Raw genomic sequence first — 11,614 nt, 5'->3', positions numbered from 1 at the left:
CATTACTCACCCGTCCGCCGCTCGTCAGCGGGTAGCAAGCTACCCCTGTTACCGCTCGACTTGCATGTGTTAGGCCTGCCGCCAGCGTTCAATCTGAGCCATGATCAAACTCTTCAGTTTAAGATCTATGCGGTTCTTACCCGCCACCCGAAAGTGACAGAAGCGAACCAAACTTGGCTCAAGGTTCAAACGAATTCATTTCAATTTACATTGTCATGACCGCTTGCCTTGATATTTGGTGATTTGTCACCAACGTCAGCAAGCGCCCACATGAATTACCTGATCAAATTGTTAAAGAGCTGTTTCGCTGTCGTGGTTACTGTGAAAGCAACCTGGCGAGCCGTTGACTTGGCTTGCCGCAGCGAGGAAGGCGTATTCTACGCATTTCCTGGTGGTTGTCAACCGCTGTATTTAGCGAGTGAAGCGAGCGATGAAACGTGCGCTAACTTCCTGACAAACCAAGGCTTTTACACCTTATTCACCGCTGGTAACGCTTGGCGTCCCCGGCAGCGGATGCGTACTTTACGGTTTCGCGGCCGGGTTGGCAAGGGCTTTTTTAATATTGATATTAATAAGGCGCAAGCGACGCTCAATAGACATCGCGGAGCGAATTTGGAACCAAAGAATCAGACCCGAGGTCAGCGATGCTATGTGCCCCGGTGAGTGTCATTGCTACCCGCATTTCTTTTTCGAATAACTCAAGCAAATGGGTAACGCCAGCCTCGCCGGCAGTGGCAAGAGCATAGATGTAGGCACGCCCAAGCAATACCGTGTCAGCACCCATAGCAATCATCCGCACGACATCAAGTCCGCTGCGTATACCAGAATCAGCCAGTATCGCTATGTCACCTTTAACCGCATCGGCGATAGCAGGCAAAGCACGCGCGGTAGAAAGTACCCCATCAAGCTGGCGTCCACCATGATTAGAAACAACAATGCCATCCGCGCCAAAGCGAACCGCCTCACGAGCGTCTTCGGGATCAAGTATGCCCTTGATGATCATAGGGCCATCCCAGAACTCCCGAATCCACTCCAGGTCTTTCCAGGAAATAGCCGGATCGAAGTTGTCACCAAGCCATGCAATATAATCTTCCAGCTCCGTTGGTTTACCGCGATAATCAGACACGTTACCTAGATCATGAGGGCGGCCATGAACGCCCACATCCCAAGCCCAGAAAGGATGCATTGCGGCCTGCGCCATTCGCCGGATTGGCCCATACTTGCCGCTCATACCAGAGTGCGCATCACGATAACGCGCCCCAGGCACCGGCATATCGACGGTAAAAACCAGCGTTTCGACGCCAGCGGCCTTAGCTTTCTCCAATGCATGCTTCATAAAGCCACGGTCTTTCAACACATAGAGCTGAAACCAGATAGGCCGATCGACTGCCGAGGCTACTTCATCGATTGGACACACCGATACTGTCGACAGCGTAAACGGTATACCTTTATTAGTAGCTGCGCGCGCCGCCTGCACTTCACCGCGTCTTGCATACATGCCTGCCAACCCCACCGGCGCCAAAGCAATCGGCATGGCAAGGCTCTCACCGAACAGCTCGGTCTCCAGTGACAATGAAGACATATCCTTCAGCACGCGCTGACGTAACGCGATACCGGCAAGATCCTCGACATTACGCCGCAGCGTATGCTCGGTATAAGACCCGCCGTCCGCGTAATGAAACAAAAAGGGCGGGATACGGCGTTTGGCCGCTTGTCGGTAATCCGTGGAAGCTGAAATGATCATGGATAGCCCTGTGCAATAGTCTATGCAGTGGATGCGTTTTACATCGACGCTCAATTGCTAGAATTGGTTTTACCAATTGACAAAAAAGTAACGCCAACATTAGTGAGGCGCCTTAAGCGTGTCAAACCATGATGCCGCTTTATAGCATTCCACTGCGCTATACTTTAGTTTAAAGCCGCTATTCATGGGGCCCAGCACCGCCCTACCCTACAGACTCTTGAGCTAAGGCTTCAAAGCCCTTAATATTGGTCTTACCAATTAAAGGAGCCGACCAACATGAGCTACCCACCGCTCCGCCAGCAGCGCTTGGCCGATGTAATTACTGAGCGCCTAGAAGCCATGATGTTGGAAGGCAGCCTAAAACCAGGGCAACGCCTGCCTCCTGAGCGTGAATTGGCTGAACGCTTCGGCGTCTCGCGTCCTTCTTTACGTGAAGCAATCCAAAAACTAGCGGCTCGCGGTTTACTAACCAGCCGCCAAGGCGGCGGTACTTTTGTTAACGACGATCTCAGCAATGGTTATACCGACCCATTGCTGGAAATGCTTTCCCGCCACGACGAGTTCAACCTGGATTTACTCGAATTCCGAGATGCCATGGAAGGAATCTCTGCTTATTACGCTGCACTACGTTCAACACCTGCCGATAAAGCCGTTCTTATTCAGCGCTTTGAAGAGCTCGACGGCGGTTTTGCCGGTGCCGACCCTATTCAAGAAGCGAAACTGGATGCAGCGTTCCACCTTGCGATTGCCGAGGCTGCCCATAATGTTTTGCTGCTACACACCATTCGCGGCATTTTTCACCTGCTGGAGAAAAGCATTGTTAATAATCTCGCCCACTTGTTTGCCAAGGAAGGTTCACGCAGCCAATTAATGCAACAGCACCGCGCTCTACTCAATGCCATTTTAGAAGGGCGCGCAGAAGATGCCCGCACTCGCGCCCACGAACATCTGGTGTTTGTTGAAGAAGGGTTGTTGGAAATGGCTCGAGCAGAGACACGCGCCCAGCGCGCCCTTCGCCGCGCCCAAGGCAATAGCAAGACACCGGCATGAACAGCGCTGCCATGACCAATCAAGCCCCGGCTCCTTTACCGCTACGTTGGCGGCGCCTGTGGCTACTGGTCATTTCGCTCGGCTTGCTGTTATGTGTTTGGCAGGCTGCTCACCTAGCGCGTGAGCAAGCGCTTTCCAACTTGCAGGACGATGCTGAAAACGAGCTGCGACTGTCTGCCGCCAACTTGAACGGCTATTTGCTGCGCTACGACTACCTGCCGCAAATGCTTGCTACCCGGGAAGGCGTGCAGCGCTTTCTGGCCTCTCCCGACAGTCAAGACCCGATGCCATTGAATATGCTACTGGACCGTTTCCGCTTCACAGCGGGCGTGTCGGACGTCTATCTGCTCAACCGCGATGGTGACACGATCGCCGCCAGCAACTGGCACCGCCCCAACACCTTTATTGGCCAGAACTATGCGTTTCGTTCCTACTACACCGATGCCATTGCAGGCGGCCAGGGCCGGTTTTTTGGTTTGGGCATCAAATCTCTTGAGCGGGGCTACTACTTTTCTTCGCCTGTGTGGCTAGACGACACCTCGCCAGATTCACAGCCAGACGGGGTGTTAGTGGTAAAAGTCCTGCTGGATGACGTTGAAGAGAGCTGGGCGGAACAGGATGCCGAGCTGTTTGTCACCGATAGCGACAACATCATTTTCATGGCCAGCCACCCAGAGTTGCGCATGAACGCACTTTACCCGCTCAGCGATGAACAGCGCCAAACACTGCACGACACTCGCCGCTACGCCATGGAGCCGCTGTCGCCTTCGGGTATAGAAGTCGATGCGCCTTACCGCCAGGGCAGTCAGCTGGTCAGTTTTTCCCAGGGCCCGCTAAGCAACGGCGACTACCTTAGCCTGACCCGGCATATTCCTGAGTTTGGCTGGCAAATGCATATTTTAAAGCCGCTAACACCAGTGATTAGCGCCCAATGGATTGCCGCCCTCATGGCAGGCGGCCTTTACGGCGTGGTGACGCTTGGTGTGGGTATTGGTTGGCAGCGTCTAAGGCTACGTCGTGAGCGGGAAGCATTTGCCCAACGCGAGCGCAACACTTTGGCCCGCGTGCGTGACGAACTAGAAGTCAGCGTTGAACGCCGCACTCGTGACCTGGTGGCCAGTAATCAGCGCCTTTCCGATGAAATTGAAGAACGTCGCCGCGCTGAAGCCAACTTGCGTCAAACCCAGGATGAGCTTATTCAAGCCGCCAAACTGGCGGTATTAGGGCAACTCGCCGCGGGCATCAACCATGAACTCAATCAACCGCTGGCGGCTATTCGAGCCTACGCAGAAAACGCCCGTCGCTTTATCGCATTAGCCCGCCACGACAAGGCGGATGCCAATCTGGAACAAATTGTCGAGCTGACCGAACGCATGGCGGATATCAGCGCCCAGCTGCGGCAGTTTTCGCGCAAAAGCAGCGAACGCCAGGAGACGATATCGGTACAAGCCTGTATCGACTACGCCTTACGCCTGTTTCAAAGCCGCCTGCGCGAAGGCAATATCAGCATTATTCAGGATTGGCCCGATGAAACGCTGTGGGTAAAAGGCGACCTGGTGCGGCTGGAACAGGTGCTGGTTAACTTAATCGGCAATGCACTGCAGGCTATGAAAGGCGTGCCGGCCCCGCAACTGACCTTAGGGGCGCATACCCACCAGCAGCAGGTCGTTATCAGCGTTACCGATAACGGCCCTGGCATCCCCGAGGAGCATTTAGGGCATATTTTTGAACCCTTTTTTACCACCAAGGCGCCAGGGAGTGGCTTGGGTCTAGGGCTTTCAATCTCGTCACGTATCATGGACGATCTAGGCGGCAAGCTGCAGGCTGCTAACCAACCCGAAGGGGGCGCCTGTTTCACCATTACCCTGCCCCACTCAATATTTACGCACCCCCAGGAGCGCACTCACTATGCATGAGCCGTCGACGCTGCCGGTCATGGTGATCGACGACGAACCGCATCTGCGGATCACCGCCAGCCAAACCCTCGAACTTGCGGGCTACACGCCCTACTGCTTTGAATCGGCAGAACAAGCGCTGGCGGCATTAACGCCGGACTTCCCCGGCGTGATTGTGAGCGATATCCGCATGCCGGGGATGGATGGTATGGCGTTACTGCATGAGCTACACAGCCGCGATGCCACCCTGCCAATTATTTTAATCACCGGCCACGGCGATATTTCTACCGCGGTAGAAGCCATGCGCGCAGGCGCCTGGGATTTTCTCGAGAAGCCCTTTGCCGGTGATCAACTGCTGGATGTGGTACGTCGTGGTATTGAAAAGCGCCAGCTCAGTTTGGAAAACCATCGCCTAAAAGCGGAACTAGAGGTGCAACAAGCCGCATTAGGACCACGGTTAGTAGGGCGCACACCGATCATTTCACGGCTGGCCGCGATGATTCAGCGCATCAGCCAAGTGGAAGCCGATGTATTGCTGTTTGGCGAGACAGGCACCGGCAAAGACTTGGTCGCCCGCGCCATTCACGAGCGCAGCGCCCGGCGTAACAGCCCGTTTATGGCGATTAACTGTGGTGCCGTGCCCGAAAATACCATTGAGTCCGAGCTGTTTGGTCATGAAAAAGGCGCCTTTACTGGCGCCGTAGAACGGCGCATCGGCAAGTTTGAACACGCTAATGGCGGCACGGTATTTTTAGATGAAATTGAATCGATGCCCATGGCGCTGCAGGTCAAACTGCTGCGGGTACTTCAAGAGCGCAGCGTCGAGCGGTTAGGCGCCAATGAAACCGTGCCGCTCAATATCCGCGTGATTGCGGCCACCAAGGTCGATCTCAAAACCGCCTCCGAAGAGGGAAATTTTCGCGAAGATCTATACTACCGGCTGAACGTGGTTACCCTGCCGCTGCCCGCGCTGCGTGAGCGGCGCGAAGATATTCCTTTACTGTTTCAACACTTTGCCGTGGTGGCTGCCAACCGCAGCGGGTTGGAAGCGCCAACCCTCGACAGCCCTGCTATTGCCGCCCTGCTGGCCCACGACTGGCCCGGCAATGTACGCGAGCTGCGTAACCTTGCTGAGCGTTATGTGCTGCTGGGTGCTGCTTTTGATTACCGCCTGGACGCGCTGCTGGAAGGGGTCAACGCCGATACCGAAGAGCTCACTCTGCCACGCCAGGTAGAGCTGTTTGAAAAGAGCCTGATCAGCCAATCATTGGCGCGCTACCACGGCCGAGTAACCGACGTGTGTCGCCACTTAGGCATTCCGCGCAAAACCTTTTACGACAAACTTAAAAAGCACGGACTCAACGCCGACGACTACCGCCACAGCAGCGAGCCTTGATGCAGCAATTCACCCAGTACCGACCAGGGCGGCACCCAGGGAATCAGCGTAAACGTCGCAATCAGCATCAACAGATTGGACATCGGCCGACGGCTATCGCCTAACTTCAGCGCCGTTCCAAACGAACGCTTTAGCCGGGCGCCCTCCAGGTCAACGCTATATATTTCATCCAAACTCAGATGAATCAAAAAACCAACCAACGTGGCAGCCCCGTGGGACCAGGCCAACCACGCTGGCTGGCCAAGTAAGTTAAAACTAAACGTGGCGGCCAGTAGGCTACATAGCCCACCCGCCAGCAGAGAGTGCCAAATACCACGGTGAACGGTTAGACGCGAAAATAGTACGCCCGCCAAATAGCGAACACAGAAGTAGATCCCACCACAGGCAACCAACAGCGCACCAGGCGTTAGCCAGGGCTGAAGCAACAGTGCCCCCAGCACCAAAGCGGGCACTGAAAGTAGGTTGAATATCAAACGGATAGAGTGAGAGCGGTCGGCATCAATATCGGGCAGAATGCCACCAAACGCGACTAACGCAATCATCACCACCGCCTGGGAAGGCGGCCACCATTGGCCTTTCCAGCCTGCGTAAGCTACTAGCATGCCGCCCGCCGCTGCTACCGTAATATGCGTGCGAAAATTAGCCATGACGCGGCATCCCAGAGTCTGCAAAACAGAAAACTGTATAAATTAACAGATTTCTTGCGGCCGCGACATGAATTATTTAGAAAAAAGGTTGGCTGAGCAACTGCTTAGGCTGCTTTAAGAAAAATGATTAAAGAGACGCTTCTGCCAAGAAACGTTCTTTTAATTTGACGTAGTTACCGGCGGTATAGGGGAAGAAAGCGCGCTCTTTATCTTTCAGCGGCCGCATCGCTTTGGCCGGATTACCAGCATACACATAACCACTTTCCAAATGTTTACCCGGCGTAACGACTGCACCCGCGGCGATAATGACCTCATCTTCGACGACCGCGCCATCCATCACAATCGCGCCCATCCCTACCAGTATCCGGCTGCCCAGCGTGCAGCCATGCAGAATCGCTTTATGGCCAATAGTCACATCGTCCCCAATAGTGAGCGGAAAGCCGTCGGGGCTGAAGTCACTGGCGTGGGTAATATGCAGCACGCTGCCATCCTGCACGCTCGTTCGTGCGCCGATACGAATACGGTGCATATCGCCGCGAATCACCGTCATTGGCCACACGGAGCAGTCGTCACCCAGCACCACATCGCCAATGACCACACTGGCTGGATCAATATAAACACGCTCACCCAATTGGGGTTCGATACCTTGATAGCCTCTTAGCGCACTGCTCATCACTCGCTCCTGAAATGTTGGATGGAAAACGTAGAGAACTTGATCAATCCACTATAGCAACCCAGCCAATAGAACAATAAAGGTCAGCGGAATCGACACCCAGCGAATGATATTACGCCACACTAAATAGCCGCTCTCACCAACGCCTAACGCGCTGACCACTCTCTTGCGAGGCATAACCCAAGCCGCAAAAACTGCGATTAGCAGGCCGCCCAAGGGAAGGAAGACATCCGGCGGTATACTGCTAACAAGCTCAAAGACGTTGCGCCCGAACAGTGGCCGAAATTCAGCTAGGGAGGAGAAGGAGAAGGCTGATAATAGCCCGATCAACCAGACACTGAGCGCTACGATCGCCGTCGAGATACTGCGACGCAGCCCTAGCCCTTGCAGCGTGGCGACCATCGGCTCCGCCAGATTTATCGCCGATGTCCAGGTGGCCAACAGCAGCAGTAAAAAGAACACGCTTAGCCATGCCGAGCCCCACGGCAACTCAGAAAAGGCGATAGGCAACGTCACAAACATCAAGCCCGGGCCGTCGGCAGGGTCCATGCCTTGCGCGAACACCACTGAGAAAATGGCGATCCCCGCCAGCAATGCCACGCTGATATCGAGCACTGCGACTGCAACCGCCGCCTTGGGTAAGCTTTGCTCTTCCGGCATATAAGCGCCATAGGCCATTAATGCACAGGCCCCCACCGCCAACGTGAAGAAGGCATGGCCCATGGCATGCACCACTACCGATGGTGTCAGCGCCTCGAAAGAGGGTAAGAACAGCCACGCCAGCGCCGTACCAAAACCATCGGTCGTCGCGGCATAGCCCGCCAGCAGCAGTAACAACAGATACAACAGCGGCATCAGCAGGTTGTTCAACCGCTCCAGCCCCTTGGCAACGCCCGCCGCTACCACGGTCATGGTCATAAACAGAAACAACGAATGATTAAAAATCAGCAGCCCCGGATTGGCTAAAAAAGATTCAAAGCTGGCACCGATCTCAGCGGCACTCGCGCCATTAAAATTGCCGTTAACGGAGGCCACCAAAAACTCAATCGACCAGCCGGAGACCACCGAATAGAACGACAAGATACAGAACACGGTGAACGCCCCGAACAACCCCAGCCAACGCCAGTGAGGGGAAGCCCCCGCCTCGGCCGCCAAAGCCCCCAACGCCTGCATCGGCCCACGCCGACCGGCACGGCCAATCAGAATCTCGGCCATCATTACGGGAATACCCAGCAGCAGCACGAACGCCACGTAAATCAGCAAAAAGGCCGCGCCGCCGTTCTCTCCCGCCACATAAGGAAAGCGCCAGATGTTGCCTAACCCCACCGCAGCACCTGTTACCGCCAAGATAAAGGCCCGCTTCGACCCCCAGCGCTCCAGCGTCTCGCTCATCACATGCTCCTGCCATTGGTGGCAATAAAAGGCGGCAAGACTAGCAGGCGCTTGCGTGCAGGCCAAACCCTAAGCGTAAACCCGGATATTAAACATCGTTGTTATAGTTATTGAAGCGAACATTGAAACGCAGCCCCGCCGCCCGCACTGTGTCATTATTATTGCGCGTTTTGCGCTTCCTATACGGTTTTAAAAACGATGCCACTCGAGGTGCCTATGTCCACCAATCCGCTGCTTGAAACGCACGAGCTACCCCCCTTTGCTGAAATTCGCGCCGAGCATGTGGAGCCCGCTGTGGAAACGCTGCTTAGCGAGAGCCGCGAAGCCATTGACCGCCTCGCCGAACAGGCAGCCGCCGCCCCGCCAAGCTGGGAGAATTTTGCGGTGCCACTCGAAGCCGTCAATGACCGGCTGACTAAAGCATGGTCACCGGTCTCGCACCTTAACGGCACCATGAACTCTCCAGAATTGCGCGAAGCATATCAGGCATGCCTTGAAAAACTCTCCGCTTTTGGCACCTGGGTTGGCCAACACGAAGGGCTGTTTCATGGCTGGCAAGCGCTAAAAGAGGGCCCGGCCTGGGAAACCCTGGATGCCGCACAGCGCCGTACTGTTGAGAATGCGCTGCGCGATTTTCGTCTGGCCGGTGTTGACCTTCCCGCAGACAAAAAAGCCCGCTACGGCGAGATTCAGTCGCGGCTCTCCATGCTGTCAAACCAGTTCTCGAATAACGTGCTGGATGCCACTCAAGCATGGCATAAAGATATCGATAGCCAAGAAGCCTTAGCAGGCGTACCCGAAAGCGCCCTTGAAACATTAAAAGCGACTGCCGAAGCGAAAGGCGTGACGGGCTACCGTATTACCCTGGATTTCCCCAGTTTTTTCCCGGTGGTTAGCTACGCTGACAACCGCGAGCTGCGTCGCGAAGTGTATACCGCCTTCGTTACCCGCGCCTCAGATCAGGGCCCCGACGCGGGCAAGTTTGATAATGCCGCGATCATGGAAGAGATACTGGCGCTACGTAGCGAAATTGCCCAACTACTCGGCTTTGATACCTACGCTGATTATTCACTGACCACCAAAATGGCAGAGTCCCCCGAACAAGTGCTCGACTTTCTCAACGATTTAGCCCGCCGGGCGCTTCCCCAGGCGCAAGAAGAGTTTGCCGAGCTAAGCACTTATGCCCGTGATGAACTTGGCCTGGAAACGTTAGAACCGTGGGATGTTGCCTATGCCAGTGAAAAATTGCGCGAAGCGCGCCATGCGATATCTCAAGAGCAATTACGACCTTACTTTCCCGCGCCACGGGTGGTCGATGGCTTGTTTCAGGTGGTCGAGCGTCTTTATGGCGTACGCTTTGAAGAAGATACTGAAGCGCCCCGTTACCACCCTGACGTACGCTATTTCCGCATCACCGAAAACGGCCAGCCGATTGCCGGTTTTTATCTAGATCTCTACGCCCGTGAAGGGAAGCGGGGCGGCGCTTGGATGGCTGATTGCCGCGTGCGGCGTCAAACAGAGCAGGGCCTGCAATTGCCTGTCGCCTTTTTAACCTGCAACTTCACGGCCCCGGTAGGCGGTCGCCCTGCGCTGCTCACCCACGATGAAGTCACCACGCTGTTCCATGAGTTTGGTCACGGTCTTCACCATATGCTGACCAAACAGGATATTGCCGATATTTCCGGCATTAATGGCGTTGCCTGGGATGCTGTCGAACTGCCCAGCCAGTTTATGGAAAACTACTGCTGGGAGCGCGAAGGGCTAGACTTGCTCGCCAAGCACGTGGATAGCGGAGAAGCGCTACCTGCAGAGCTGCTTGAGCGCCTGCAAGCGGCTAAGAATTTCCAATCCGCGATGGGCATGATGCGTCAAATCGAGTTCTCGCTGTTTGATTTACGACTGCACCACGAGTTAAGCGCTCCCAGCGCCAGCGACGTACAAAACTTGTTAGATGAAGTGCGCGATGCCGTATCAGTATTGCCGAAAGTAACGTACAACCGCTTTCAGAATAGCTTTGGTCACGTATTTGCCGGGGGCTACGCTGCCGGTTATTACAGCTATAAATGGGCGGAAGTGCTCTCGGCGGATGCCTGGAGCGCCTTTGAAGAGGCCGGTATCTTCGACCCTGAAACAGGACAGCGCTTTCGTTGCGAAATCCTCGAACAAGGCGGTGCCCGAGACGCGGCGGATCTGTTTGTCGCCTTTCGTGGCCGTGAACCCAGCGTCGAACCGCTGCTGCGTCACTGCGGCATTCGCGCTGCTTAAGCTTTTTAAACCCTTTCCCATGCGTGGCACCTTGGGTGCCACGCGTTTGGAGTTTTGAATGTCGACTGTTAAACGCTTTATCGCCGGTGTTACCTGCCCGCGCTGTGCGGCGATGGATCGTATCCGCGCCTGGGAACAAAACGGCATCCGCTATCGCGAGTGCGTCAGCTGCGATTTTTTTGAGCAACTGCCTATCGAAGAAGATGCGCTTACCGAGATGACCACCCGGGTCAACCAGGTCCGCGATGATCAGAAACAGCAGGATGTGCAACCCGTACGAATTATGGATCCCGGCAAGTCTTCTCGCTAATTCCCTCCTCTCGCACTGTTCGTAACAGAAGGGCGCAGCAAGTGTGCGGTTATCCGCACACTAAAAAGCCGCAGCCGTGCGAACAACCGGACACAATAGCGAAATCCCCTTTCCACCAAAGTTGAATAAAAAAATTATAAGCGTTTGATTTTAAAATCATAAAGGTAAGCTGGCACAACTATCGCTGTTATAACTGCTGCATAGCCTGATTAATGCCGTTCGAAGAGCGCTATTACTCGGAA

Annotated in this window: 9 protein-coding genes and 1 rRNA gene; 5 read left to right on the top strand and 5 right to left on the bottom strand. The window is 54.9% G+C overall.

The features are described 5' to 3' along the window. Positions 1-120 (bottom strand): 16S ribosomal RNA (locus HUO07_RS19635); the annotation flags it as partial. Positions 121-589: 469 nt separating this feature from the next. Then, a complete protein-coding gene (lldD, locus tag HUO07_RS19630) occupies positions 590-1,744 on the bottom strand; it encodes an FMN-dependent L-lactate dehydrogenase LldD (protein ID WP_176304901.1) in 1,155 nt (384 codons plus the stop codon). Between the two features lie 276 nt (positions 1,745-2,020). Here lldD and HUO07_RS19625 point away from each other — a divergent pair, with 276 nt between their 5' ends. Genes HUO07_RS19625 through HUO07_RS19615 form a run of 3 tightly spaced genes read left to right on the top strand, consistent with a single transcriptional unit; the run spans position 2,021 to position 6,085 of the window. Further along, entirely contained in the window at positions 2,021-2,794 is a 774-nt protein-coding gene (locus HUO07_RS19625) for a GntR family transcriptional regulator (protein ID WP_008959633.1), read from the top strand. Further along, positions 2,791-4,710 (top strand): sensor histidine kinase, encoded by a 1,920-nt coding sequence (locus tag HUO07_RS19620; protein WP_176304900.1) that lies wholly within the window; start codon positions 2,791-2,793, stop codon positions 4,708-4,710. Before HUO07_RS19625 ends, HUO07_RS19620 begins: the two co-directional genes overlap by 4 nt. After that, positions 4,703-6,085 carry a sigma-54-dependent transcriptional regulator gene (locus tag HUO07_RS19615; protein WP_176304899.1) on the top strand — a complete coding sequence of 461 codons (1,383 nt, stop codon included), beginning with the start codon at positions 4,703-4,705 and terminating at the stop codon, positions 6,083-6,085. Before HUO07_RS19620 ends, HUO07_RS19615 begins: the two co-directional genes overlap by 8 nt. On the opposite strand, the gene HUO07_RS19610 is transcribed toward HUO07_RS19615, so the two are convergent. The 3 genes from HUO07_RS19610 to HUO07_RS19600 all read right to left on the bottom strand — a co-directional run bounded on the left by HUO07_RS19610 (position 6,061) and on the right by HUO07_RS19600 (position 8,797). Beyond that, positions 6,061-6,732: a metal-dependent hydrolase gene (locus HUO07_RS19610; protein WP_176304898.1), complete on the bottom strand. Its 672-nt coding sequence runs from the start codon at positions 6,730-6,732 to the stop codon at positions 6,061-6,063. The genes HUO07_RS19615 and HUO07_RS19610 overlap by 25 nt on opposite strands. Before the next feature lie 127 nt (positions 6,733-6,859). Then, entirely contained in the window at positions 6,860-7,405 is a 546-nt protein-coding gene (locus HUO07_RS19605; RefSeq protein ID WP_176304897.1) for a gamma carbonic anhydrase family protein, read from the bottom strand. Between the two features lie 51 nt (positions 7,406-7,456). Next, entirely contained in the window at positions 7,457-8,797 is a 1,341-nt protein-coding gene (locus HUO07_RS19600; protein ID WP_176304896.1) for a sodium-dependent transporter, read from the bottom strand. Positions 8,798-9,013: 216 nt separating this feature from the next. On the opposite strand from HUO07_RS19600, the gene prlC reads away from it, so the two are divergent. Together prlC and HUO07_RS19590 are read left to right on the top strand one after the other, a co-directional pair. Continuing rightward, entirely contained in the window at positions 9,014-11,062 is a 2,049-nt protein-coding gene (gene prlC / locus HUO07_RS19595) for an oligopeptidase A (protein ID WP_176304895.1), read from the top strand. A gap of 58 nt (positions 11,063-11,120) precedes the next feature. Next, on the top strand, positions 11,121-11,372 hold the full coding sequence (locus HUO07_RS19590; protein ID WP_008959640.1) for a YheV family putative zinc ribbon protein: 252 nt from the start codon (positions 11,121-11,123) through the stop codon (positions 11,370-11,372). Positions 11,373-11,614: the final 242 nt, after the last annotated feature.

The sequence above is a fragment of the Vreelandella maris genome (genome assembly GCF_013371085.1).
GTDB classification, from domain to species: domain Bacteria; phylum Pseudomonadota; class Gammaproteobacteria; order Pseudomonadales; family Halomonadaceae; genus Vreelandella; species Vreelandella maris.
The sequence above is the reverse complement of the archived record's forward strand: the minus strand, read 5'-3'. Positions and strand labels throughout refer to the sequence as shown.

Coding starts and splice junctions, on each gene's coding strand:
- lldD (WP_176304901.1), bottom strand. CDS start 1,744: ATGATCATTTCAGCTTCCACGGATTACCGACAAGCGGCCAAACGCCGT.
- HUO07_RS19625 (WP_008959633.1), top strand. CDS start 2,021: ATGAGCTACCCACCGCTCCGCCAGCAGCGCTTGGCCGATGTAATTACT.
- HUO07_RS19620 (WP_176304900.1), top strand. CDS start 2,791: ATGAACAGCGCTGCCATGACCAATCAAGCCCCGGCTCCTTTACCGCTA.
- HUO07_RS19615 (WP_176304899.1), top strand. CDS start 4,703: ATGCATGAGCCGTCGACGCTGCCGGTCATGGTGATCGACGACGAACCG.
- HUO07_RS19610 (WP_176304898.1), bottom strand. CDS start 6,732: ATGGCTAATTTTCGCACGCATATTACGGTAGCAGCGGCGGGCGGCATG.
- HUO07_RS19605 (WP_176304897.1), bottom strand. CDS start 7,405: ATGAGCAGTGCGCTAAGAGGCTATCAAGGTATCGAACCCCAATTGGGT.
- HUO07_RS19600 (WP_176304896.1), bottom strand. CDS start 8,797: ATGAGCGAGACGCTGGAGCGCTGGGGGTCGAAGCGGGCCTTTATCTTG.
- prlC (WP_176304895.1), top strand. CDS start 9,014: ATGTCCACCAATCCGCTGCTTGAAACGCACGAGCTACCCCCCTTTGCT.
- HUO07_RS19590 (WP_008959640.1), top strand. CDS start 11,121: ATGTCGACTGTTAAACGCTTTATCGCCGGTGTTACCTGCCCGCGCTGT.